This is a genomic window from Flavobacterium hauense, from assembly GCF_054457175.1.
Map to the genome: position 1 here is coordinate 1 of NZ_JBTKVX010000012.1, position 25,304 is coordinate 25,304.

Here is a 25,304-nt window from a genome sequence, read left to right on the forward strand (position 1 = left end):
TTTGTTTTTGTGCGACGCTGTTCGCCTTACGGCTCGGGTCGTCGCCTTTCTTTTGAAAACCCTTCATCTAACGATGAGGGGTTTTTTGTTGTATAACCTTTTACAAAACCTCTACATAATATAGAAGCTTTACATCGGCTCTCGTCCCATTTGCTGCGCCCGCTCGACCAAAGCCTCGGGCCTTTTGAAAAATACGTGTTAAAAATAGAGGCCTTATATTTGGTTCAATGTTGTTTCTTTTTATAAATTATCGCTTTTGAGCTCGTTTGGCTAGAAGCTTGTTTCATTACTAAAATGTTGATTTTAAGAGTATATTAACTGTGTTTAAGATTTTTTTTTATAATACTGAAAGAAAATACTTAATCTGCACAGTTTGTGATGATAGACTTAATTTTAATATTACTATTTTTTTAAGTTAAATTCTTGGAATTGTATAAAGAATATTGTAGTTTTAAGTAGCTATAATTAACATTTCATAAGATTTAACATTATTTACGTGTTGAATTTTATTTTCTCCCCCATTTGTAATTATATGATTATCAGTAGTTTGAGTATTTTTTAAATATTTAAAAAATGAATATTGCAGATTAAATCGATGAACTGTATTTTCATTTAACTGATTATCAATAAGTTATAGCTGTTATTGGTTAATATTGCAGAGATAATGAAGGTGATACCTTGATCTCGCAATTAATTGAGAAACAGGTTAAATGATTAAACAGGGAGAAGATTTATGAAAAGAATTTTAATGCTTGTGATAGTTCTGTTGTTTGCGTCAACAGCATATTGTCAACTATCCGATTTCAATTTAGCAGTTACTAAGACTGACGAAACTTGTCTAGGGAATGGGTCGCTTACATTTACTGTAACAAATATGACCCAAAATTCATCGATGCTTTATAAAGTATATATAATGCCAGATGAAGCTAATCCGTTTACAGTAACAACATCAAATTATTTGGGCAGCCTTTCGGCTGCTACATATAAAGTTATTGCTATTCAGTCTTTAGGTAATGAATCTAACAGAAAGGAACAAGTCATAACAATTGACAATAAGATTATTCCTTTCAATTTTGATGTAACCACATCAACTCAGCATTGCGATAGTGGCGGTGATATTATTGTAAATTCAATTTCGGGAACCGGAGTTTCTTTTGAGATAATATATGGCCCCGTAACAAGGCCGCTGCAAACATCAAATTCATTTGAGAATTTACCATCAGGAAGCTATAACATAAGGGCATTTGATAAGTGTGGGGTTGCGAAGGTAAAGACCTACTCATTAAGTGTTATAAACAGTGCGCTTACTATTTCTGCAATGAGTTATCCGGAAACAGCAAATGTAATTTGCGATTCTATTAAGGTTATGAATATCATTACACCAACTGCGGGAGCAATTGCATATCCTGTGTCTGTTGAGGCTACACTTGAGCCATTGAGTATTGGTGGGGATCCAATTGTAATTAATCAAAATTTTTCATCTGGAGAGTCAGGTATTCTACGGGTAACGATGATGGTACCCCGTTATCAGACGCAATCATATAATTACACGCTTAAAGTTACTGATAAATGTGCCAAGGTTTATGAAAAGACAGACAATACAGTAGACCCTAATATTACTGTAACATTAAGCCCTGGTAAAGTACCTTGTGCTGAAAAGTATCTTAAACTGAATGCTGCAAAATACACGACTAATTACACCGTTAATTTTTTAAGTGTACCCTCAGGATTTAATCCACAGGATTATCATGCTACTCCATATGGGCCATTTATACAGCCTAATGTCGATTACGGCAGCGCTACACAATCGGTTCCGTTTGGAGAATATATACTTGAAATAACAGATGTTTGTGGCAGAAAAGCTATCGATACACTTAACATAGTGTTTGAAAAACCTGAGCCATCTAAATATGCTGGGAATAATGGCTGTTTTTCTGAATTTGGTTACATAAGAGCAAGCCTTCCTGAATCTAAAATCGTATCAGCTTTCATTACTTCAGCACCACCAGCTTATACGGTATCTCTTCCGAGTAACGTTGCCTTAAACATAACTGAGACCGGTGGACTTGCATTAAATAACATGCCCTTGGGTGGTTATGTCATTACATTTACTGACGATTGTGGATTTACTTATGAAATCTTTATAAATGTACCACCTTATGTTGAGCAGCCTTTTACGATACAAGCACTTCCATCATGTACGCCTCAATTTGGTACCGTAAGTGTACGAAGCGGTAATGGCGTATTAACAGCGGTAGCTATAACGGCAGCTCCTGCCGGATTCAATCATCCACTACCTTCCAATGTTACCTCCAAAATTGCTCCTAATGGTGTTTTTTATATGGATGACCTGCTTCCCGGAACGTATACTTTCAGGGCGACTGACATCTGTGGTGTAGTAAAAGATCAGGAGGTTGATGTAACAGGCTATACCGGCCCGGGTAATGCTTTCTCTTTTGAGCCTAATTGCGGTACATTCTCGGTTACTATTGATGATAAAAGTAATGGTGAAGAAAATGCGATGTTCTGGATTCAACAATATAATGAAACGACACAGATGTGGATGAATCCTATTTATGGGAATCCATATGTAGAGGGTGCAGTTCCTGATACATATACAGGTATTGAATTGTACAATCAGGCGACCCGCAATAACTTCGAATACGGAGGAAAATTCAGGATCGTTAAAAAGTTTGAATGTTTTGGAGATGGCACGCCGCAAAATACCATGTGTGTAAATGTGCTTGGTGAGTTTACCTATACAGAGAATCTTGCTATTACAGCTGCCTATACATTGGCTTGTGCAGGACAACCAAATGATGTTATCCTTGAAATTAGGGGATATCCGGTGGTATACAAGATCAGGGCCAAAAACGGAGAGCCATTTTATGTAGATAATGGTCCTAATAATATATTTACGAATCTTGAGCCAGCTGAGTATCTTTTCCAGATCGAGGATGCCTGTGGTAACATAGACGTAAAAGGTTTTAATGTGCAGAGTCTGCCTTCGCTTACGGATGCGACTAAACCTGACGATATGATATTTTGTGCTGAACCGGGTGAAGAAGATAATTTTGAATTCCATCTTACTGAACAGAATCCGCAAATACTGGGTTCTCTTTATAGTGCGATGTATACCATTACATATCACTTAACTCAGGAGGATGCCGATAATGCTGCCAATCCTTTACCGGAGTACTACAATAATATATCTAACGGTCAAATAATCTATGCCAGGCTAATACATAATGAAATTGCGCTTTGTCACGGTACAACTTCATTTAAATTATTTGTTGGTGAAAAACCTGTTCCGGTTATTACTACTAAAGGTACCATTTGTAATGAAGGCACTGTTATGCTTACTGCCGAAGGAGGATATAAGAGCTATCTGTGGTCTACAGGACAAACCGGAAGGACAATAATAGTTGATAAACCTGGTACATATACTCTTACTGTAGAACGTGCTTATGGAAATGAAAGAGTTTGTTCCGGGACAAACCAAGTTGAAATAAAGACATCTGTGACCCCCACTATCGTTAAGATAGATACATCAGACTGGACAAGAGATCAAAATACCATTACGGTGCATGCCGAAGGTTCGGGCAATTATGAATATTCTTTGGATGGTGCCAACTACCAGACGGAGAATACCTTCAATGGCCTTGAAACAGGTGTGTACCAGGTATTCGTCCGGGATGCTTACGGCTGTGGAGAAGACATACAGGAATTAGTACTTATGAACTATCCGAACTTCTTTACACCAAATGGCGATGGATACAATGATCGTTGGAGAATTGAATATTCAATAAAAGAACCGAATTTTAATGTAGATATCTTAGACAGGTACGGCAAACTGATAACGTCGTTTAATTCTACAAGCGCCGGATGGGATGGAAGGCTTAATGGCATTGATTTACCTTCTACCGATTACTGGTTTGTGGTAACAAGAGAAGATGGCAGAATACTGAAGGGGCATTTTTCAATGCTACGTTAATCACTGTAAAAAGCAAAAGTCCCTCGCTTACGTGAGGGACTTTTTTTATGTGTTTATCTCAAGGTCTTTTATGTAATCCTGATACTCGTAGAAAAAACGCTCAAAGGCATCCATGTGAATATCAAAAAATCGGAATATCATTGCCCAGGATGCTTTATTGTAAAGACTGATACCTGTCTGCTCTACCCATATACGGCTTATTACTTTTCCTGTGTCCGGAAGATGAAAATTCCTTTCAAGGATTGCTTCGGGCAGGAATTCTTCATGTAGTATGTTCTTCAGCGATTCTATCTTCTCATAATAGATGGTACGTTTTTCATCTTCTTTAGGTTCGATATCCAGCAATACCTGCGCTTTTTTATTGTCTACATAAAATTTGAAGGATACATCCTTGATCTTTGTATCATACAATAACCATTTACGCGGATAGGCTTCGGCGAAGGCCGTCCAGAATTCTTTTTTTATGATTTGGGCTTCTGCTTTACTAAACATGGTAGTTACTTTTGTGGGTGCTTATAATTGAGTATCTTTATTGTAATTAAGATTGATGCCAAAATGCTCTTTACCGAATTCCTTAAATACATCCCAAAGATAGTAAATCAGCAGCTACCAGCCCTTACAGCCCATGCAAAAATGGCTCCGGCTTCCAGATTGCCTACACTCGACCCTGAATATTATAAAGCAAACACTCCACGTCGTTCGGCTGTGATGATGCTGTTTTACCCTAAAAATGAAACGCCCCATCTTATACTTATAAAACGAAATGCTTATGAAGGGGTACATTCTTCGCAGATATCATTTCCGGGAGGTAAAGCTGAACCTGAAGACAAAGATCTTGCCGCCACCGCTATCAGGGAAACATTTGAAGAAGTAGGTGTTAAGCCTTCGGATATTGATATTGTGATGCCCTTCAGCGAGATCTATATCCCGCCAAGCAATTTTCTGGTATTCCCTTTTTTGGGCATTTCGCTTACTGAACCTGAATTTAGTCCTAATCCTGACGAGGTTGTAGCGCTTATCCATCTTCCGCTGGATGTTTTTCTGGATGAGTCAATCGTGATTGAAACAGAGATACAGACTTCTTATTCGCAGAAGGTTACGGTTCCGGCCTTTAAAGTTGATGAACATATTGTATGGGGAGCTACTGCCATGATTCTCAGTGAACTTAAAGAAACGATAAAAAGCGTATTATAATGCTGTAGTTTTTGTAAGTTTGCGAGATTATTTGCAATAAAATCATGGGTTTATTAAAAAGAAATCCCTTTGGACATATACTATTCCTGAAAAAATGGCTGATACGCGTTTTCGGGGTTCTTACACACAGGCGTTACCGAGGCTTCAATGAACTTCAGGTTGATGGCTCTGAAATCATAAGAGCCCTGCCGGACAGGAATGTCCTGTTCATATCCAATCACCAGACTTATTTTGCCGACGTTGTTGCGATGTTCCATGTATTCAACGCGAGTCTCAAGGGGCGTGAGGACAATATTAAGAATGTAGGGTATATCTGGTATCCAAAATTAAATATTTATTACGTAGCAGCCAAGGAAACAATGAAAGAAGGGTTGTTGCCAAGAATATTATCTTATGCCGGGGCTATAACTGTAGAAAGAACATGGAGGGCTAAAGGGCAGGAAGTTCAGCGTGATGTTAATCCTAACGATACAGAGAATATCAGGATAGCATTGGAAGATGGCTGGGTAATTACTTTTCCGCAAGGAACAACCAAACCGTTCAAGCCTATCCGCAAAGGTACCGCGCATATTATCAAACAGCATAAACCGTTAGTTGTACCGATTGTTATAGATGGTTTCCGCCGTTCATTTGATAAAAAGGGATTGCGCCTTAAAAAGAAAGGTATCCTGCAGTCGTTTATCATTAAAGAACCACTTGATATTGATTATGAAAATGAAACGGTTGAGCAAATCGTAGAAAAAATAGAATTTGCCATTGAGCAGCACCCATCATTCTTAAAAGTAATACCTGCCGAAGTAATGGAAGCTCAGGAAGAACTCAACAAGCAAAGACAATGGAATTATTAAAAAAGAGAGGCAATTGCCTCTCTTTTTTTGGACTGTGCTAGTTTCCTATAACTGGCTGTTCCTGTTTCTTTTCGTTGCTTAAGATATCAGATTCTTCAGCTTGTTTATTTTTCGTAGGTAATTTGTAATTCAGTGAAAATCCTATCCTACGGGTGTCATTCTTTGTCTTATAATTCAAATCGTTCCCTATCGCGCCATATTCCTGCCTGTTGGTATTAAACAGATCATTCAGATACATGGAAACAGAAAGATTATTTGATAGGAATTTTTTTGACAGATTGATGTCAAACTGTTGGTAGAGCGGCTGCTTTACGGTATAGTAATAATAAGTCCCACCTGTATTAGAGGTATTGTAATTTGCAGTTAGCTTTATTTTTTGCGGCAGTAAGATTTGTGCCATAATGTTATAACTCCATACACTTTTGGTATCCAGTCCGGGTATCAGTTGTTTTTGATTGCCTAGATAGGCATACAGGAAATTGATCTCATCCGGATTAAAGTCCATCTTTAAGGTCTCAGTCAGGCCTTTGGTTAAAAGCATGAAAGGCAACGGTATACCGAAATTAAAATTTCTGGAGTTCATTTCTTTTAGGTTCTGAGAAATATTTGCAGCACCATCCGGTGTGGATATCATCCTGCTGATGATCTGGTTATTGGCATTTGTATAAGAATATCCGATTGTAAAATATTCAAATGCGCTTAGCTGTATCTCATAGTTATTGTATAAGGTAGGGTCAAGATACGGATTCCCATAGAAGCCAACATTCGGATTTTGATAGCTGGTATTGTTTGGATTTAGGGAAGAGGTATTTGGCAGGCGTATTTTTTTATTATAATTGGCATTGATAAAGACCTGCGGCATCAGGTTATACTGAATGGTTGCATTTGGGAAAAACTGTGTTTGCCTGAAAGGGATCAGGCTTGTAAGATTTGTAGTGCCATGTATGTCATAAGACTCAAGTCTTGCTCCTAAAATGAAATCAAACTTTTTGTAGGTTGCTTGCCCTTCGGAATAGGCTGCTAAAACGGTTCTGCTATAGTCAAGGTTTTCCAGCCCGAAGCTTACAGCTTCAAAATCCAGCCGTTCGGCCACAATACCTGCACTAAGTTTTGTCTTATCCATAAAATCCAGTTCCTGCGTATAGTCAGTTTTGAACTGATAGAATTTCTGGTCACTGCCATTGTCGAGCACCGGAGTTCCGTTTATTCTTGAATCCAGGTTTACATTGCTGTTGTTTTCATTGAAGTTTAATCGAAAATCCAGCTTTGTCATCGGATCTTCAAAACGTTTCTGGTAAGTGACCATTATATCATGATAATAACGCTTTGATTTGCTTTTATCGTCAGATACAAAACCTGCACCATTTGCTTCGACATAGGCACTGTAATTGTTCGTGTTGATGTCATAATTAAGCAAGAGGCGGTCTTTTTTTAAATCGAATTTAAGCCCTGTTTTAAGATAGTAAAACCTGTTGATGTTATCGGAATAGTTTTCTGAAAGCAGGAGGTCGTCATTGGTAAGCCTGCTTTTGGCGTAACTCTCGCCATAGCTTTGACCACCCTGTATTTGCCAACTAAACAATTTGTTTGCGGCACTCAGCATTATGCTGTTGTTAAAGCGGTTTCTTGATTTGGTGTATTTGGTGTAGCTATATCCGTTAGAGTAAGTGGCAGTGAGATATTTCTTTGCGTTTTTAGATGTCACTATATTAATGATAGCCCCTCCGGAAGTTGCAGGGAATTCTGCACCGGGCTGGGTTATGATCTCAACTTTTTCGATAGCGTTTGCAGGCATGCCTTCAAGATAAGCATTCAGTTCGTTCGAATAAATGTTTAATGGGCGGCCATCCATGTATACTTCAAGTTGCTTGCCCTGGTAAAGCATACCCACTACATCAGATATGATAAGCCCTGGAATTTTCTTAAGTCCCTCCATTAGGGATCCCGAATTCAAATGTGCCTGGTCTGCAAAATTGTAAATAGTCCTGTCGGCCTTTTTCTCTACTGCTTTTTTCTTTTTTTCGACTACCACTTCATCCAGTTCGGTTTCCATTTTTTTTATGGTATCGGTAGTCTTGTCCTGAGAGAACAGATTTAGGGAAGCTGTCAGTAAAATAACAGTAAAGATATGCTTCATTGGATGGCTGTTTTTTTAATTACAATTTCTGTTTCAATAGGAAATCGTGTATTAGAATGCAATTGTAAGAAAAGTAAACGTAATAGCAAGTAAAAAGTATCCTTATTTTACGGCTTCAACCTTATATCCTTTTTTTCGCAGCAGCATGATAACACCATCAGTACCCGGAAGATGGGCGGCCCCTACGCCAAAGAATGTAGGTGTTTCTTTAGCTATCTGTTCTATTTTAGCTATCCAGTTTTTATTGCGGTCTTTTAAGAATATATCGCTGTATTCTGTCATCATGCTGCCGGATTCTTTACCGGTCTCAAGCAGTTTATTCAGGTTCTTTTCGCTGTAATATTTTATAAGAAGTGCAAAGTCTTTTTTATAGGTCTTCATATCATCTTTTACAATTTTCACTAGCTCCTGTGCCTGTATCTTATAAGGAATAGCATCAAAAATAGCTATTTGTTCCTCAACAGTTTCAAGGCCGTATGCTTTTTCGTTTTGGGCTTTGGTAGCCCTTGCCAGTAGAGATTCTATAGAAACAGGCTCACAGTCTAATAATGATTCAGAAAGGAATACTTCAAGATAAGCCGGTTTTATTGTATTGATAAGCCTTGTAGGCAAGCCTGTTTTTTTTACCATAAAATCATTTACGGCAGTATAATCCTCAGGACTTAATAATGAGCTCAGTGTAACGCCATCTTTCATCAGCATGTCATCCATCATGTCCTGAAGCTGAACATTTTCAATATTGAGTTCAAGATATAACTGTTTAGTTACATCCAGTGCCAGTAGTGTATTTTCATCCAGTTTAGCATTGCAGGTCATGTGTACCGTTCCATATAGATAGGAAGGAGCAGAAAGCCCGTTTCCTGATATCTTCCATAAGAGGCTGTTGTCCAACTTTTGTGCATTAGCAAACAGGGAACAAAATCCTAGGATAACAAACAGTACCTTTTTCATATTAGAAATCTATTTTTTTCAGTTCTTCATAGTTCTTGTTAAGGCGTTTAAGCAGCAATCCGTAAATAAGCCTGTAGAACAGCCATATTACAGTTGCCAGAGCGGCTACGCTTACCAGTATGACTACAATAGTTGTGAGATACAGTTTTACGATTTCTCCTTTTTCTTCCGCAAGATGACGGGTATTAAGCATTGCAGGCTCATTATTGAAAAGGATAATGAACAGCATGATAGAGAACACAATGAAATAAGTGATCTTCACAAAGATATAGGTCGACACCGTCTTTCGGGTTTTCAGTATGCTAACCATTAGATTTTTAACCTTATCGGTAGTTGTGATCTTTTTATAATTTATGTAGAACTGTGCAAAGAAGTATACCATGATCATATAATCAAGTGCTGTTACCGCAATCATGGTAAAATCACTGATTTGCATAGTTGTAGTCGTTGCATTATCATTGATAAGCAATGTAAGAGCTAAGAAGAAAGCAAATTCCAGTATGCTTATCAAAAATATCCATTTTACTACCGAAGTGGAGTTTTTATGCAGCATGGCATAGATTTCCTTTTCCGATAGTTTCGGGAATTTATTTTCGTTCTTTTTCCAGTCCTTTTTTAATAAATCTAACTCTTCCATATGTCCACTACGGATTTAATATCGTTTTCAGTTTGCCTTTTATCCTGTTCATTTTTACGCGGGCATTTACCTCGCTAATGCCAAGGGTTTCGGCTATCTCACTATAATCTTTGTCTTCCAGGTACATGAATACCAATGCTTTTTCAATGTCGTTTAGCTGTTGGACAGCCTGGTAGAGCAGTTTTATATGTTCTTCCTCTTCATAATTGTATTCGTCCTGATCAAATCGGTGTACTTTGCTGTCAAATTCGATGGTGTTAATCGACTTTGTTTTTTTCCGGTAAAGGGTAATAGCAGTATTTAGTCCCACTCTGTAAGCCCATGTAGTAAATTTTGAGTCACCTCTAAATTGCGGATAGGCTTTCCATAGCTGTATGGTAATTTCCTGGAACAGATCTTTGTGGGCATCTTCACCATCGGTGTAGAGCCTGCATATTTTGTGGATCAGGTTTTGATTTTCCTGAAGCTGCTGCACAAAAGACTTTTCAAGTTCTGAACTCATATCTGCATAAGTAGCTAAAAGCTGCAAAATGTTACAGCCATTTTACAATTCTTTGTCTTTATAGTAGTTAACTAACAATCCTACAAACTTGCTGTAGGTCTCAAGACCGTCTTCCTGTTTGTTGAGCTTTAGGTAATTGTCATAGAAATATTCGAATATCGTTTCTACAAACGATTCGTATTTTTTATTGAAAGCTTCACTTTCTTTAAAGTTGGCTTTTACCCCCGGCAGGATAAGTGGTACGAGGCTTTTAGCTTTTTTTTCGTCTATCTTATTGATGTTGCGAATGCAGTATTTCAGCGCAAGCGTATAACCGGCATATTTAAAATAAAGGTCTTTGTTGTGTATGGATGCCATGTAACCAATAAAATTTGCTTCACTCTCACTGGCATAACCTATCTGGTGAGACATCTCGTGGCAGGCAGTTGCCGGTAATCCGTATAAAGGCAGTTTTTTATTCACCTGAGCTTCGTTTGTAAACGGATTAAGATAACCTCCAAATCCCATATAAGACAGCGGTGTACTGATAAGCGATGACTTCATGCTCTCGTGCTTAAAGGCAAAATAAGGGAATTGCTTTTCCATACTAGTGTATCCGTTTATGGACTGGCCGTAGATTTCGCTTACGGTATAAGGAACGGTTACTTTAAGGCTGTCATTTTTCTCGATAAGGCGGTGCATATCATTTGTTTTGGCAATCATCTTTTTGGTAAAGGCGATAAGTTCATCGGTAGTATATTCTTTTTCTATACTCATTTTTTCATGAAGAGGAACACGATGGTAGTTCACGGCCCATAGCAAGTGAAACAGAAAATAAAATACCGAAAATGCACTCAGCACTTTTAAGATGTTATCCTTGTAATTTTTGCGCCATGTTTTTCGGGTTATCCAAAGCCAGCGTACTGCTAAAACTATGACAATTCCATAAATGATATCGCCTATGGAAAACCCAAACAGTCCGAAGAAAAATCGCGAAGCCTTAGAAAGATATGGGAACAGCCCATTGCTGTAATAACGCTCTACAAATTCAGGAAAAAACGATAAAATGTTTATAATGATAATTTGCAAAAGCAACAGCAGCGGGAGGATATATTTTTTCTTCATTGGCGCAGATAAAATCGATAGTGATTGTAAATATAAGTAGTATTTTTGTATAGATAAACTAAAATTAACCCCATGAAAAAGTTAGATGCTCCGGAAAAGGTTATTTTTATATGCGATGGCAAGAAGTGTGGCCATTACAGTAAAGAACTCCGCAAAGGCTTCAGGATAGAACTAAAGGAATGCGGATTAAAAAAAGATGTTGATGTAGTGCGAATGACCTGCACCGATAACTGCAAGCATGCACCTGTTATATGCATACAGCCATCGAATGTATGGATAGGGGAAGTTGAGGAGAAAGAGATACCAAAGATGTTGAAGCAGTATTTTTTATAAGATTACGTACTTTATTTTCATTAAATTTGTATAGATATTTAGTTATGGAATATATTTTTGACAGAATAACCATTGATGATAAGCTTTGCAACGGAAAACCTACTATTCGCGGCAAACGTATTACTGTACAAACAATTTTGGAGTTTTTAGGTGCCGGAGAATCAAAAGAAGAGATACTAAAGCAATACCCATCTTTAGTTATTGAAGATATTGATGCCTGCCTACGATTTGCATCAGATTTGATGAATAGAAATTTTACCATAAAAACAGTCGCATAGAATGGCTGATTTTTTAATTGATGTAAATCTTCCTTATTACTTCTCACTTTGGAATAATGATGCTTATATTCATCAGAAGGATATAAATGATGAATGGACTGACGAGCAAATCTGGAAGTATGCTCAGGAGAATAATATGACGATAATAACTAAAGACAGCGACTTTTCAAATAAAATTTTATTACATACACCCCCACCTAAAATTATTCATATACGTTTTGGAAATATGAAGATGAAAGACTTTTTCGAAACTACATCCAGACTTTGGGAGGATACGCTGATCCTAAATAAAGATCATAAATTAGTAAATGTATTTAAAGACAGAATTGAAGCTTTTCAATAATAAAACAACAAACACATATAAATGAGCCAGGAAATAAGAAATCTGGAGCCAAAAGCGCTTTGGAATAAATTTGCCGACCTGAATGCAGTGCCTCGTCCTTCTAAAAAAGAAGAGAGGGTAATTGCTTTCATGAAAGACTTCGGGAAACAATTAGGCCTTGAAACCATTGAGGACGAAGTAGGTAATGTTATCATTAAAAAACCTGCCACTAAAGGCCTTGAGGACCGCAAAACTATCGTGATGCAGTCACACCTCGACATGGTACACCAAAAGAATGCTGCTACGGTATTCGATTTTGATACGCAAGGAATCGAGATGTATGTTGACGGTGACTGGGTTCGTGCTAAAGGAACAACCCTTGGTGCCGACAATGGTCTTGGTGTAGCGACTATAATGGCAATACTTGAAAGTACAGATATTCCACACCCGGCTATCGAGGCTTTGTTCACTATTGATGAAGAAACAGGAATGACAGGTGCAATGGGTCTTAAAGGCGGCCTTCTGCAAGGTGAAATACTACTTAACCTGGATACGGAAGAGGATGATGAGATTGATATCGGTTGTGCAGGTGGGGTAGATGTTACCGCTACACGCGATTACCACGAAGAAGAAGTTCCTGAGAATTCTGTAGGTTATACAATAACTGTGAATGGCCTTAATGGAGGTCACTCCGGTATGGATATCGACAAAGGTTTAGGTAATGCCAACAAGATCATGAACCGCCTGTTATTTGACGGTTTTGAAAACTTTGGCCTTCAGATCGCTGAAATAAACGGAGGAAGCCTTCGTAACGCGATCCCAAGGGAAAGTGTTGCTACGGTAATCATCTCTGAAATCTTTGACGAGGCTTTCGTATTCGATATGCAGGAAGTAATCAACGATATAAAAGCTGAATATAAAACTACTGAGCCAAACCTTAACATAACGATCGAGAAAGGCGAACTGCCTGCTAAAGTTATGGAGCTTGGCGTTCAGGAAGGTCTTATACGTGCTATATATGCTGCACTTAACGGTGTATACCGTATGAGTGCCGATATGGAAAACCTTGTAGAGACTTCTAACAACATCGCAAGGGTTATCGTAAAAGACGGTAACATCCATATTGGATGCCTGACGCGTTCATCGGTAGAGAGCTCTAAGTTTGACCTTGCCAATTCTCTTCGCTCTACATTTGAGCTTATTGGCTGTGAGGTTACTATTAGCGGTTCGTACCCTGGATGGACACCAAACGTTAGCTCTCCAATACTTGAAGTACTGAAAGAGATCTACGAAAAACAGAATGGTAACCAGCCGCACGTTGTTGCGTGCCATGCCGGACTTGAGTGTGGTATCCTTGGAACCAACTACCCGGATATGGATATGATCTCATTTGGCCCTACGATCAAAGGAGCGCATAGCCCGGATGAAAGAGCAAGCATTAAATCGGCTCAAAAATACTGGAAATTCGTTCTTGAGATATTAGAGAATATTCCCGTAAAGTCATAAAGACTAAAGTCTCAAAGTGATAAAATAAAACCCCGCATTAGCGGGGTTTTCTATTCTATACTGATCTTATACCTGTCCAGTAATCCCGGCAGTCCCTGTAGTGAGAACTTCGCACCTTTGATGCGGTTCTGTTCAGGGTCGAGAGTGTAGTTTATTGCCGACCTGAAATCGGCTTTCTCTAAAATGGTATTTTCAAATATTGCGCCGCGCAGGTCGCATTCGCTAAATGACGCATTGGTGAAATCAGTCTGAACCATGTCCGCTTCATGGAGAATACATTTTTTAAAGCGTGTGCCTTTTAGTTTCAGGTTATAAAATGAAGCAAGGTTCAGCTGGCAGTCGGTAAAGTTCATGGCAAGCAGGAACGGTTCGCAGATGCTGAAGTTTATCCCTGTCATCTTACAGTTATAGAATTCAACTTCTTTAAATGCAGTACCCTTAGTATTGGCCATGCTGAGGTTGCATTCGGTAAATCTACATTCGGTAAAAACGATGCCTACAATATCTGCTGAAGAAAAATTGCAGCCGGTAAAACTGCAATTTTCATATTCTCCTTTTGGTAAAGGGCTTATTGTATAATCCTGCCTTTCAAAGGCGGTATCCAGTATCAGTTGCATACTAATGTTGTAATGGAATATACGGACCAACATACGATCCATAAATCAATTTACCATCCATACGCTTAAAGGTATAGGTAAGGTCAATTTCTGAAGCGCTTACATAATTGATTGTGACATTTTTTTCAACAGCAGTAAGGTTAGAATTACTGCTGTATTGCCATAGCATCGTTATGGCATCCTGCGGAGTTCCTCCATTGTTGTATGCATCTACTCCTACATAATAGTTGGCTAAGGGTATATTTGGTACAGCCTGAAGATCGGTCATTTTCAGTTTGAGCATTACATAGTCAAGAGGGTCAATTACGGCTCCGTTCAAATGATAATCTGCTGTGGCAAGAGTAATGCTTATAGCATCTTCAACACTTCCGTCAGGGTTTTCGTGAACGTCAAGGGCATCAATATAAACAACAGCTGTAGGATGAAAAGTGCTGTCAATAGTAAAACCGTTGGTGTCTGCATATTCTTCATCATCAACAGAGCAGCCTGCAAAAATAAGTGTTAGCGCTAGTAACGCCGATCGAAGTAAATGTAATTTCATATGGGGTGATTATAGTTTCGGCAAAAATAGAAAAAACCCTGTTGTAAGGCAGGGTTTTATAAAATATTGGTGATAGTATTTTTATATCGTATGCAATAGTTTTTATCGATGGCATTTGCTCCGGAAAATTATCTTTTTTTCATCCTGAATTTTTCCGATGCAGGCTTGCCTTTCTGTATGCCTGATATTTCGGCTACAAGCGAGTCAGTGCCAACTTTGTTATAAATGATCTTACTCGGATAATCATGTTCAGGATTCTCAAAAATAATCTGATTCTCATTTGATGAGGTCATTTCAAAGCGTACGGACTGCTCATTATTTTGTCCGGGAACGGTAACAATATAAGCAAGTTTGCCATTCGCGTCTTCCAGTTTTATATGTTCAGCAAAAACAGTGTCTTTACCACTTACTACAAAATAAGACTCACCGTGATATACCGAGTCGTTCTCTTTTTTCCAGCGCTCGGTAAGCTCTCCTTCCGATGATTTATTACCCCATTCGCCAAGGAACCAGTTGGCTGAGGTAATTTCTTTTTTGCACGATGCGAGCAGTAGTAGGGCGGCTGCAGATAATAAGGTAATGTTTAGTTTCATGATTAATTGTTTTGATTGTACACAAAGATGCAAAATGTTGTCTTATAATGCTATAGACCTAAAATAAAACAGCAGGCATAAAGCCTGCTGTAGTTATAATTAGTTGGATTTAATCTTCAGGATTAGCAACTCTTTCATAAACATCAGCTTCTACTTCATCGTAGAATATCTTCATTTTATTTTCTTCAAACTTAACGACAAGCGATTCAGGTTCAGTGCCATTTTCATTGGTAACAGTGTAAATGCTTTCAGCGGCTTCCTTTTTCCATTTGAAGTTATTAGTTTCGTTTCCTTCTTCACAATCAATTAGAAGAGCTACACCTGTTCTGTTTTTGTTGAATGTTATCCTTTCGTCATAACATTCTGTTTCTTCATTGTCTGGGAAATATTCTCCGTCCGGCTCAATGTAGCCCACATATCTCCAGGTTCCTACAATAATGTCGTTGCTATCGGTGCTTTGGGTGTCATCATCGCCACAGCTTAATAAGGTGAGCGCAGCAAGGGTAAGTAATGCAAATGCTTTTTTCATGATTAGATTGGTTTTAGGTTGATTACAAATATGAGATTTATTTCATTACTGTATATTACGTTTTTGTAAGCATTTTATTGTGCCTTCCTAATTCTTACCAATGTATATTCTCAAAAGCTTCGGTACACAGTTCATTATTAATGCTTACTGCGGCTTTTGTACCGGCTTCTGCTGCCATGATCACAGCGCGTCCCATACTGGTGCAGTCACCTGAGGCATAGACTCCCGGGATATTAGTTCTTTTAAATTCATCAACTTCAATCAGTCCGTTGTCATTTATAGTAATACCCAGGTCTTCGGGAATAAATGTGTGCTGAACAGCAGGGATTTTGGCATACATCACTTTTAACTCATGCACACTACCATCTTTTAGGGTTATGCTTTCCATATATCCGTTTGTATGCTGAATACTGGCAATTTCGGTTTCAACGATGTCGATATTATGCTTTTTGAATTTTAAGGCAACCTCTTTGCTTACTGTTGATTTTCCATTGGTAAACAATGTCAGATCTTTTGTCCATTGTAACAGCAGTGGAAGAAAATGTTCTGCCATCGGGCCATTAGCCATAAGAGCAGTTTTTTGGCCTTTTACTTCATAGCCGTGGCAGTAAGGACAATGAATTACCGATATGCCCCAGCATGCTGCGAAGCCATCAATATCCGGCATCACGTCTTTTACGCCGGTTGCCAGCAATAGTTTTTTTGCCTTGTATGTATTTCCGGCTTCGGTTACAATTTCAAATCTGTCTTTTGTTTTTGTAGCTTTTATAGCTTTATTGTTCACGAAAGTAACAGTAGGGTATTCTAGCGCCTCTTCTTTGGCTTTCGCCGAAATGGATGCCGGCGTTGCACCATCATGCGTAATAAAATTATGAGAGTGCGGTGTCTGCCTGTTGCAGGGTTCACCGGCATCGATAATTAATACATTACGCGATGCCCTGCCCAGCGCCATAGCTGCCGAAAGCCCTGAATAGCTCCCGCCTATTATAATTACTTCGTAGTCTGATTGCATATAATTGAAATTTAAAAGTTGTAAAGGAAATTTAAGTGCTGCGGCTGCTAATGTGCTAACAGATATAAACTTCCTTCTCGAAAGGCTCTTCTTCATTTGGCAAAGCTAAATAAATTTCGTATTATTGCAATGTAATTGCATTAAATTAATGCAATAAATTTGCATTAGAAAAATGAAACGTAGAAACACACCGGCAAAAGCGATGATATTATCCTTACTGAAGGATGCTAAAGCGGCATTGAGCCAGGAAATGATAGAGAGTGAGATTAAAGGCGAAATGGATCGTGTGACCATTTACCGTGTGCTGAACAGCTTTTGCGAAGACGGCATTACTCATAAGGTACTCGCAGATGACGGCAAATATTATTTTGCACTTTGCCATACCTGCGGAGAGCATGATCACGATCATGACCATTTTCATTTCAGATGTATCAGCTGTCAGAAGGTAGAATGCCTTGAAGAGCAGGTGACAGTGACATTGCCTGAAGGTTATGTGCAGAAAAGCATTACGAGCTGGGTGACAGGACACTGTAAAAACTGTTCGTAAACGAAACGGTTTTTGTATTCAAGATACTGCGTTGAGAATCAAAAAAAATGCGTAATTTTGCACCTCCAAATAAGGAATTAAAGATATGTTAGACAGGTTACAGATAATAAAGCAGAAGTTTGACGAGATTTCGGATCTGATCATCCAGCCGGATGTAATTTCCGACCAGAAGCGTTATGTACAGCTTAATAAAGAATATAAAGACCTTAAAGGGCTTGTAGAAAAACGTGATGAGTACTTAAAAGTTACGGCCAATATGGCTGAAGCTCAGGAAATTCTTGCCGATGGCAGCGATGCCGAAATGGTAGAGATGGCTAAAATGGAACTTGATGAGGCGAAGCAAAGGCTTCCGCAGCTTGAAGAAGAAATCAAATTCTTATTGATACCTAAAGACCCTGAAGACGCCAAGAACGTAATGGTTGAGATCCGTGCCGGTACCGGTGGCGACGAGGCCAGTATATTTGCGGGCGACCTTTTCAGGATGTATACAAAATACTGTGAAGACAAAGGCTGGAGAACCAGCGTTGTAGATATGAACGAAGGTACTTCGGGTGGTTTCAAAGAGGTCATCTTTGAGGTTACAGGAGAAGACGTTTATGGTATCCTTAAGTTTGAAGCAGGTGTACACCGTGTACAACGTGTTCCGCAAACGGAGACACAAGGACGCGTACACACCTCTGCTGCAACCGTTATGGTACTTCCTGAAGCCGAAGAGTTTGATGTACAGATCGACATGAACGATGTACGTATCGATTTCTTCTGTTCATCAGGTCCGGGCGGGCAGTCGGTTAACACGACCAAATCGGCTGTGCGTATGACACACGTTCCTACAGGACTTGTGGCTCAGTGTCAGGATGAGAAATCACAGCACAAGAATAAAGACAAAGCATTGCAGGTACTGCGTTCACGTCTCTACGAAATGGAGCTTGCCAAAAAACAGGAGATTGATGCTGCTAAGCGTACCTCTCAGGTAAGCAGTGGTGACCGTTCGGCTAAGATCCGTACGTACAACTACTCTCAGGGGCGTATCACTGATCACAGAATTGGACTGAGCATGTTCGACCTTGATGGCTTCATGAACGGAAACATTCATAAAATGATCGATGAGCTTCAGTTGGTAAACAATACAGAAAAGCTGAAAGAAAGCGAATATTAATATCGAATCCCGCCAACCGGCGGGATTTTTTATGTCTTGATTTTCCATTCGCCAATACCAAAACAAAATCGTATTTTTGCACCCGAAACAAAAACATACTTTCATGACGACAGAACAGCTTTATGCCCAGATTCAAAAGAAGAAATCGTTCTTATGTATAGGATTAGATGTAGATTTGAATAAAATCCCGCAACATCTTTTAGCAACCGAAGACCCGATCTTTGAATTCAATAAAGCTATTATAGATGCCACACACGACCTTGCTGTTTCGTATAAGCCCAACACGGCTTTTTATGAGGCTTACGGACTTAAAGGCTGGATGTCGCTTGAAAAAACCATAAAATACCTTAACGAAAAACATCCTGAAGTATTTACCATTGCCGATGCCAAGCGTGGCGATATAGGTAATACATCAACAATGTATGCAAAAGCATTCCTGGAAGACCTGAACTTTGATTCGGTTACCGTGGCGCCTTACATGGGAAAAGACAGCGTTGAGCCTTTCCTCGCTTTTAAAGATAAATTCACGATACTGCTTGCGCTTACATCTAACGAAGGCGCTTTCGACTTCCAGACTAAAACTGCTGAAGGCGAAGAATTGTACAAGATGGTGCTGAAAACTTCTAAAACATGGAAGAATAGTGAAAACCTGATGTATGTGGTAGGTGCTACAAAGGCTGAATACTTTACAGGCATCCGTCAAATCGTGCCGGACAGTTTCCTGCTTGTCCCGGGAGTTGGCGCACAGGGAGGCAGCCTTCAGGAAGTATGCAAATACGGAATGAATGATAAAGTAGGCTTGCTGATCAACTCGTCTAGGGGAATCATCTATGCATCTAACGAAGAAGGCTTTGCCCAAAAAGCAAGGGAAGAAGCACTGAAGATGCAACAGGAAATGGAGCAACTGCTTAACCACAAGGCTCACTAAGAATGCACAAGGTTCACAAAGCTTTATATCCACAGTGAAAAAGCTTCGTGCCCTTTGTGGTAAAAAACATAACATTGGAATCTAAAGTTAAAACTTTTACCGACCAAATAGGTAACACCCATACTTTTACCGAAACGCCTAAGCGTATCGTATCACTTGTTCCATCGCAAACCGAATTATTGTTCGATTTGGGACTGGAGGATAAGATCGTGGGGATTACCAAATTCTGCGTACATCCTTACCATTTAAAGTCGACCAAAAAGATCATTGGCGGTACTAAAAAAGTGCATGTAGAAAAGATCAGGCTGCTTCGGCCGGATATTATCATCGCCAATAAAGAAGAGAATACCCTTGAAATCGTTGAGGCGCTCAAGGATATAGCACCGGTTTGGGTAAGTGATATCGTTACGATAGATGATAACATAGCCATGATAGAAGAGCTGGGTAAGATATTCTCCGTACGTACCCAGGCGCGTTTCTGGATTGACAAGATTAACTATGGTCTTGCTGATTTTAAAGAGTATATAAAAGATAAATCGGTTAAAAGGGCAGCTTACTTTATCTGGAAAAACCCATACATGGCAGCCGGTAACGGTACGTTTATCAATGAGCTGATGAAGCTTAACAGAATGGATAACATCTATGAGAAGAATGAAGGTCGATATCCTGAAGTTATTGTTCAGAAAATGAGGATACAGGGTGACCCGCATTTGGTTTTATTGTCTTCTGAACCCTATCCGTTTAAGGATGAGGACGCTTTTGAACTTGGAAGGCATACCCATCACGCACAAACCATTTTTGTTGATGGCGAAATGTTTTCCTGGTATGGCAGCAGGCTTGTAAAAGCTTTTCCTTACTTTAAGCAATTAAGGGAACGTATGGTGAACGATGACGATCATGACCACGGCCACGGTCATCATCACTAAGCAGCGAGCATTTTTATAGAAATAGTTTTATATTTGGCTATTAAACTAAACTACAGCAATGAAAAATATAATAGCCTTATTGTTCACCTTTGCCTTTTTATCGCTCCATGCCCAGACCTCTTTGATTCCGGGGGATACTATTTTTGCAGCCAAATATATTAAGCCTGAAACATACCAGATGAAATGGTCTATAGTGCAGGCAGGACAAAGTCATCAGGTGGCGTTAATAAACACATCAATACAGCCGGGTAAAAAAAGAATTACAATTGTTTCGGATATTAAAGTCAACAATGCTAAAACTACCTGGATAGATTCTACCATTACAAACAAGGTAAACTTTTTGCCTGTTCGCCATTATTCTGATAATCTTGAGAGGGTTGTAAAACTTAAGTTTGGAGCATCGGTAACGGGAAGTTATATTGATAAGGCGAAAAATCTAAAAACCAATATAAACGATGTTATACCGCAAGGCAACTATTTCGATAGCAATTTTTATCCTTATCTGGTTCGTCTCCTTCCGCTAAAAGAAGGCTATACCTGTGATGTGGCTACTTACGATTACAGTCCTGCAAAGCGAGGCATTATAACACAAAAGGTTACCGATGTTAAGACAGGAACCTACAAGGATAAAAAAGGTCAAAACGAAGTATGGATCGTGACTTCAAAAGAAACCATTAAGGGACAGACTACCGAAGTTAAATACTACATTGCTAAATCTGACAGGAAATTATTCAAACAGGAAATTTTCGACGGGATGATGCATACGCTTATAGAGCGTTCGGAATAGTTTGTACTATCGGGACATCTTTTTAAACATTGCCACATAATCTGAAACCTCTTCTAAATCTTCATACCCTGATTTAGAGAGTACCTTTCCGTTTTTATCCAGCATTACAAAATAGGGGAAGAAACCGTCACGATTGTACTTTTCGGTTAATATCATTTTCATGTCGTTGACATTCACTGGTTCCGGGTCGCCTTTTTTCTGTAAAAAGTCGGCTCGCAATAATACCCAGTTCTTTTCGGCAGCAGCCTTAAATTCTTCGCTTGGCCATACAGCCTTATCCAGGTACATGCATGGCATGCACCAGTCTGATCCTGAAAACACCAGTAAAATGTTCTTATTGGTGGCTAAGGCCTTCTTTTTAGCCACTGTAAGATCGGTATTCCATTCCTGTGCCATTGCGGCAGCGCTTATCATCATAAGGCATAATACAACTACGCTCTTTTTCACTTCTGCTGTTTTTGGCAAAAATAGAAAACTAATGCTACTAACAAGGACAGGTAGTGAAAATTTAAGATTTTATAATAAAAAAACCGCTGTCGGGGACGCAGCGGTTTCTTAAGAATAAAGTTTAATATCTTTTTCCATGGAGCATAAACCTCCAGTCTTTGTAATGGTACAGCAGCATTAATACCGCAGCAGCTAAAGGCACGCCTGTCTCGATAAGCTCGTCAGGCCTGTTGTCTATAAGCAGGTGAAAAAGAAAAATTGTAGAGATCACAGGAAGTAAAATAATATTGCCCAGTAGCCTTGTCCTTGGAAACACGAGCAAAATTCCTGCAAACACTTCTAAAGAACCCACCACTTTTGTAAAGCCGGAACTGCATAAAACAGTCATCAGGTTGATATAATCCTGGGGCAGAGTGCTTTCAGGGCCATAAACTTTACAGGGGGATATAAAGTGTTTATCTACGCCTTTGTAGACAAAAAAGACACCCAATGCAGCACCCAAAAGCGCCATGAGTATCGGGTAAAGTGGTTTCATAATTTTTTGGTTTTGGTGTTTTTGTAAGGTTTTAAATTATAAAAATGTTAAAAATAGGATTTATTTCTTTTAAACTTATTAATTCAGTGTAAATATTTTCCTGATAAAAACAAAAATGCCGGTAGTTGTATACCGGCATTTTTTTAACTAACCCTAACCAAATGTGAGAAAACCATTTATTTGCACATGCAAATTACATAAATTATTCCCGCAAGTATGTTAAGAATATGTTATATCTATCTATTTGATAACTAAAAAATTAGCTATTTATTATCCTGTGCTGCGAACACTTTTTTAAGCAGTGGAGTGGTGCGTGCGGCGATGTTATTCCTGATGTCTTTTTCTTCAACAGCGATCATTTTAAAGACTCCATTGAGTGCTTCGTTGGTCACGTAGTCTGTTAAGTCAGGGTTAACTTTTCTGACCAGAGGAACCTGATTGTATTTTGTTATGATGTTATTCCACACTTTATCGGCGCCAACTTTAGTAAAAGACGACTTAATAACCGGGTTGAACTTAGTATACAGTTGTGAAGTGGTCTTTGTCTTTAGGTAATTAGTAGCCGACTCATCATTGCCCATCAATATATTTTTGGCATCGGTAAAGGTGATTTCCTTAACTGCGCCTACAAATATAGGTGTCGCTTCTTTTACGGCATCTTCGGCAGCACGGTTCATCACTTTTAGGCCTTCATCGGCAAGGCTCCCAAGCCCAATGTCACGAAGGGTTTTGTCTACCTTCTGTAATTCTTCCGGCAGGAGTATCTTTACCAGTTGGTTCTTGTAAAAACCATCGGTCTGCGTAAGTTTAGTAACCTGTTTGTCGATACCATTGTCTAAAGCTTCACGAAGCCCGGCTGCGATATCGGCGTTAGAAAGTATGCCGCCGGCCTGAGGCAGCTGGTTAGCGACCTGCTGTAATTCGGCACAGCCTGAAAGCGTAAGGCAAACTGCGATAAGTGGTATGAATAATCGTTTCATAGTTGCTTAGGTGTTATTTCTTATCCTGTAAAGCAAATACTTTTTTCAGCAAATCTGAAGTTCGTGATGATAAATTTGTCCTAATATTTTTCTCCTCAACGGTAATCATCTTGAATACACCTTCAAGGGCTTTGTCGGTAACATAATCGGTAAGATCAGGGTTTACTTTGGTAACAAGCGGAATGCCGTTGTACTTATCGATAATGTTTTTCCAAACCACATCGGCACCCACGTTGCTTAGGGATGTCTGCACTACAGGGCTGAACTTAGTGTACAACGGAGTAGTAGTCGTTTTTTGCAGATATGATGTAGCCGAGTTATCAGCACCCATCAATATGTTCTTAGCATCGGTAAAGCTCATGCTGGTAATAGCATTTACGAATATAGGAGTAGCTTCTTTAACGGCATCCTCGGCAGCACGGTTTAGTACTAAAAGGCCCTGATCAGCCAATTTGCTCATTCCCATCTGGCGAAGTTTCTTGTCTACTTTCTGAAGTTCTTCAGGCAGAAGTATCTTAACAGCCTCGTTTTTATAGAATCCGTCTTCGGCAGTAAGTTTGGTAACCTGTTTTGTAACGCCTTCCTGAAGCGCGGCTTTTAATCCGTTGCCTATTTCGGTATTGCTTAATGTTGATTTTCCGGTAGCGCTGCTAACTGTGTTCTTGGCTTTGTCAAGCAGACCGCCTAATTGTGCATTTGCCGCAGCAGGCACCAGTGCCGCTACCATAAGAGAAAGAAGTATTTTTTTCATAGTGTTCTATTGAGTTTAAAAAGGGTAAACAAAAAGTGTTCCGTTTTTTGAATTGGTTGCCGGTTGATGGTTGTCAGTTGTTGGTAATAATACCTACAAGGTTTTGGAAACCATGCAGGAGATCAGCGCTGTACTTTACCAACGTGCAAGGTCTTTGCGACCTTGTAGGTTTTAATTATAGCGTAACTATTTATGATTGGTAGAAAATAATGCAAGCGTGTAGTTATTTCCCGTAGGGAATTAATCTTTTTCAATCGCTTTCATCTTCAAATAACTCCCGATATTAAATACCACAATAGATACCAGTATCAGCGAGTAGGCCAATATCTGCTCGAGGGTAATGTCTTCCTTGTAATATAGTATTGCCAGTGCAAAAGCAATAAGCGGATTCAGGTAGATCAATATCCCAACTGTTGAAGAGTTTATGCCTTTCATTGCAAATAGGTTCAGGAACATCGGGATGATGGTAAACAGCACCGCGATAAGCAATATGAAAAGATAGAAAGTGGTTTCGACTGGAGGAGTACTACTGTAAACAGGATAGAACGGAAGCAGCATTAGTGCTACGATGCCTATCTGTAACGTAAGCAATATGAATCTGTCCGGCATGGTGATGCGCTTCTGCAATACCAGATAAAGCGCATAGGTAGCCGCTACCACAATACTGAACAGAGCATCATGCAAATCGTTATACGATAATATTGCACAGCTGGTAAAGCTGATGGCTACCGCGAGCCATTGTACTTTAGTCAGTTTTTCTTTTAAGATAATAAAGGCAAAAACTGTTGTAAGGATAGGACATACCAGGTAGGCAAACGATGCCGCCTTAACGCTTATCTGGTTCATTACATAAATGAACAGTCCCCAGTTACCGGTAAGCAGTACCGAACTTCCTGCAATTAGCAGCCATTGGTTACGCCTTTCTTTTGGAGTAAGCTCTTTTAAGTAAACACGTGTTTCTTTTATCTTGTGCCTGCGTACGCCAAGATTGATGAGTACCATTAATGTTATGCAGGTAAAAACACGGTAAAAAAGTATGTCTTGTGAAGGATAATCGTGGATGGGTTTTAGCCCGAAACTGAAGAAACCCCAGATAACAAAAGCGGTTACTGCAGCAAGGTAGTATTTTGGAAATTTCATTAGATGTTT

The 25,304-nt window shown here is 39.2% G+C and carries 28 protein-coding genes; 12 read left to right on the forward strand and 16 right to left on the reverse strand.

What is annotated here, in order from left to right; genetic code table 11:
- Nucleotides 1-733: 733 nt before the first annotated feature.
- Nucleotides 734-3,994 carry a T9SS type B sorting domain-containing protein gene (locus ACX0HA_RS10150; RefSeq protein WP_458845167.1) on the forward strand — a complete coding sequence of 1,087 codons (3,261 nt, stop codon included), beginning with the start codon at nt 734-736 and terminating at the stop codon, nt 3,992-3,994.
- Between the two features lie 45 nt (nt 3,995-4,039).
- Here the strand turns inward: ACX0HA_RS10150 and ACX0HA_RS10155 are convergent, their stop codons facing one another.
- The gene (locus ACX0HA_RS10155; RefSeq protein ID WP_458845168.1) at nt 4,040-4,486 is read right to left on the reverse strand and encodes a DUF4268 domain-containing protein; all 447 of its coding nucleotides are present in this window, start codon (nt 4,484-4,486) and stop codon (nt 4,040-4,042) included.
- A 27-nt stretch (nt 4,487-4,513) separates the two neighbouring features.
- Here ACX0HA_RS10155 and ACX0HA_RS10160 point away from each other — a divergent pair, with 27 nt between their 5' ends.
- Both ACX0HA_RS10160 and ACX0HA_RS10165 read left to right on the forward strand, forming a co-directional pair.
- Nucleotides 4,514-5,188: an NUDIX hydrolase gene (locus tag ACX0HA_RS10160; protein ID WP_458845169.1), complete on the forward strand. Its 675-nt coding sequence runs from the start codon at nt 4,514-4,516 to the stop codon at nt 5,186-5,188.
- Nucleotides 5,189-5,232: 44 nt separating this feature from the next.
- Nucleotides 5,233-6,036: a lysophospholipid acyltransferase family protein gene (locus tag ACX0HA_RS10165; protein ID WP_458845170.1), complete on the forward strand. Its 804-nt coding sequence runs from the start codon at nt 5,233-5,235 to the stop codon at nt 6,034-6,036.
- A 37-nt stretch (nt 6,037-6,073) separates the two neighbouring features.
- Here the strand turns inward: ACX0HA_RS10165 and ACX0HA_RS10170 are convergent, their stop codons facing one another.
- The 5 genes from ACX0HA_RS10170 to ACX0HA_RS10190 form a co-directional block, all read right to left on the reverse strand.
- A complete protein-coding gene (locus ACX0HA_RS10170) occupies nt 6,074-8,173 on the reverse strand; it encodes a TonB-dependent receptor domain-containing protein (RefSeq protein WP_458845171.1) in 2,100 nt (699 codons plus the stop codon).
- Between the two features lie 102 nt (nt 8,174-8,275).
- Nucleotides 8,276-9,124, reverse strand: coding sequence for a TraB/GumN family protein (locus ACX0HA_RS10175; RefSeq protein WP_458845172.1), 849 nt, complete (start codon nt 9,122-9,124; stop codon nt 8,276-8,278).
- A gap of 1 nt (nt 9,125) precedes the next feature.
- Complete coding sequence (locus tag ACX0HA_RS10180) at nt 9,126-9,761, reverse strand: hypothetical protein (RefSeq protein ID WP_458845173.1); 636 nt, start codon at nt 9,759-9,761, stop codon at nt 9,126-9,128.
- Nucleotides 9,762-9,768: 7 nt separating this feature from the next.
- A complete protein-coding gene (locus ACX0HA_RS10185; protein WP_458845174.1) occupies nt 9,769-10,263 on the reverse strand; it encodes an RNA polymerase sigma factor in 495 nt (164 codons plus the stop codon).
- Between the two features lie 42 nt (nt 10,264-10,305).
- A complete protein-coding gene (locus ACX0HA_RS10190; protein ID WP_458845175.1) occupies nt 10,306-11,367 on the reverse strand; it encodes a DUF3810 domain-containing protein in 1,062 nt (353 codons plus the stop codon).
- 72 nt (nt 11,368-11,439) lie between these two features.
- On the opposite strand from ACX0HA_RS10190, the gene ACX0HA_RS10195 reads away from it, so the two are divergent.
- The 4 genes from ACX0HA_RS10195 to ACX0HA_RS10210 are packed head-to-tail and all read left to right on the forward strand — an operon-like array spanning nt 11,440 to nt 13,806.
- Complete coding sequence (locus tag ACX0HA_RS10195) at nt 11,440-11,700, forward strand: (2Fe-2S) ferredoxin domain-containing protein (protein WP_458845176.1); 261 nt, start codon at nt 11,440-11,442, stop codon at nt 11,698-11,700.
- 44 nt (nt 11,701-11,744) lie between these two features.
- The gene (locus tag ACX0HA_RS10200) at nt 11,745-11,978 is read left to right on the forward strand and encodes a DUF433 domain-containing protein (RefSeq protein WP_458845177.1); all 234 of its coding nucleotides are present in this window, start codon (nt 11,745-11,747) and stop codon (nt 11,976-11,978) included.
- A 1-nt stretch (nt 11,979) separates the two neighbouring features.
- A complete protein-coding gene (locus ACX0HA_RS10205) occupies nt 11,980-12,321 on the forward strand; it encodes a DUF5615 family PIN-like protein (protein WP_458845178.1) in 342 nt (113 codons plus the stop codon).
- A gap of 21 nt (nt 12,322-12,342) precedes the next feature.
- Entirely contained in the window at nt 12,343-13,806 is a 1,464-nt protein-coding gene (locus ACX0HA_RS10210; protein ID WP_458845179.1) for an aminoacyl-histidine dipeptidase, read from the forward strand.
- Nucleotides 13,807-13,856: 50 nt separating this feature from the next.
- Here ACX0HA_RS10210 and ACX0HA_RS10215 read toward each other — a convergent pair whose 3' ends face one another.
- The 5 genes from ACX0HA_RS10215 to ACX0HA_RS10235 form a co-directional block, all read right to left on the reverse strand.
- Entirely contained in the window at nt 13,857-14,423 is a 567-nt protein-coding gene (locus ACX0HA_RS10215) for a pentapeptide repeat-containing protein (protein WP_458845180.1), read from the reverse strand.
- 1 nt (nt 14,424) lies between these two features.
- The gene (locus tag ACX0HA_RS10220) at nt 14,425-14,964 is read right to left on the reverse strand and encodes a hypothetical protein (RefSeq protein WP_458845181.1); all 540 of its coding nucleotides are present in this window, start codon (nt 14,962-14,964) and stop codon (nt 14,425-14,427) included.
- Nucleotides 14,965-15,092: 128 nt separating this feature from the next.
- On the reverse strand, nt 15,093-15,557 hold the full coding sequence (locus tag ACX0HA_RS10225; RefSeq protein WP_458845182.1) for a DUF6265 family protein: 465 nt from the start codon (nt 15,555-15,557) through the stop codon (nt 15,093-15,095).
- Nucleotides 15,558-15,666: 109 nt separating this feature from the next.
- Nucleotides 15,667-16,086, reverse strand: coding sequence for a lipocalin family protein (locus ACX0HA_RS10230; protein WP_458845183.1), 420 nt, complete (start codon nt 16,084-16,086; stop codon nt 15,667-15,669).
- A gap of 94 nt (nt 16,087-16,180) precedes the next feature.
- Nucleotides 16,181-17,098, reverse strand: coding sequence for an NAD(P)/FAD-dependent oxidoreductase (locus tag ACX0HA_RS10235; RefSeq protein WP_458845184.1), 918 nt, complete (start codon nt 17,096-17,098; stop codon nt 16,181-16,183).
- A gap of 172 nt (nt 17,099-17,270) precedes the next feature.
- On the opposite strand from ACX0HA_RS10235, the gene ACX0HA_RS10240 reads away from it, so the two are divergent.
- The 5 genes from ACX0HA_RS10240 (at nt 17,271) to ACX0HA_RS10260 (ending at nt 21,442) form a co-directional block, all read left to right on the forward strand.
- A complete protein-coding gene (locus ACX0HA_RS10240) occupies nt 17,271-17,645 on the forward strand; it encodes a Fur family transcriptional regulator (protein WP_458845185.1) in 375 nt (124 codons plus the stop codon).
- Between the two features lie 85 nt (nt 17,646-17,730).
- Nucleotides 17,731-18,801: a peptide chain release factor 1 gene (gene prfA, locus ACX0HA_RS10245; protein WP_458845186.1), complete on the forward strand. Its 1,071-nt coding sequence runs from the start codon at nt 17,731-17,733 to the stop codon at nt 18,799-18,801.
- Between the two features lie 103 nt (nt 18,802-18,904).
- Nucleotides 18,905-19,729, forward strand: coding sequence for an orotidine-5'-phosphate decarboxylase (pyrF, locus tag ACX0HA_RS10250; RefSeq protein WP_458845187.1), 825 nt, complete (start codon nt 18,905-18,907; stop codon nt 19,727-19,729).
- Between the two features lie 74 nt (nt 19,730-19,803).
- Nucleotides 19,804-20,655 carry a helical backbone metal receptor gene (locus tag ACX0HA_RS10255; protein WP_458845188.1) on the forward strand — a complete coding sequence of 284 codons (852 nt, stop codon included), beginning with the start codon at nt 19,804-19,806 and terminating at the stop codon, nt 20,653-20,655.
- A gap of 58 nt (nt 20,656-20,713) precedes the next feature.
- Nucleotides 20,714-21,442: a hypothetical protein gene (locus tag ACX0HA_RS10260; protein ID WP_458845189.1), complete on the forward strand. Its 729-nt coding sequence runs from the start codon at nt 20,714-20,716 to the stop codon at nt 21,440-21,442.
- Between the two features lie 6 nt (nt 21,443-21,448).
- On the opposite strand, the gene ACX0HA_RS10265 is transcribed toward ACX0HA_RS10260, so the two are convergent.
- The 5 genes from ACX0HA_RS10265 to ACX0HA_RS10285 form a co-directional block, all read right to left on the reverse strand.
- Nucleotides 21,449-21,889, reverse strand: a complete 441-nt coding sequence (locus ACX0HA_RS10265) for a thioredoxin family protein (protein ID WP_458845190.1) — start codon at nt 21,887-21,889, stop codon at nt 21,449-21,451.
- A 121-nt stretch (nt 21,890-22,010) separates the two neighbouring features.
- On the reverse strand, nt 22,011-22,424 hold the full coding sequence (locus tag ACX0HA_RS10270) for a hypothetical protein (protein ID WP_458845191.1): 414 nt from the start codon (nt 22,422-22,424) through the stop codon (nt 22,011-22,013).
- A 263-nt stretch (nt 22,425-22,687) separates the two neighbouring features.
- Complete coding sequence (locus tag ACX0HA_RS10275) at nt 22,688-23,404, reverse strand: DUF4197 domain-containing protein (protein ID WP_458845192.1); 717 nt, start codon at nt 23,402-23,404, stop codon at nt 22,688-22,690.
- Nucleotides 23,405-23,417: 13 nt separating this feature from the next.
- On the reverse strand, nt 23,418-24,155 hold the full coding sequence (locus ACX0HA_RS10280; RefSeq protein ID WP_458845193.1) for a DUF4197 domain-containing protein: 738 nt from the start codon (nt 24,153-24,155) through the stop codon (nt 23,418-23,420).
- Between the two features lie 240 nt (nt 24,156-24,395).
- Nucleotides 24,396-25,295 (reverse strand): EamA family transporter, encoded by a 900-nt coding sequence (locus ACX0HA_RS10285; protein WP_458845194.1) that lies wholly within the window; start codon nt 25,293-25,295, stop codon nt 24,396-24,398.
- Nucleotides 25,296-25,304 lie beyond the last annotated feature (9 nt).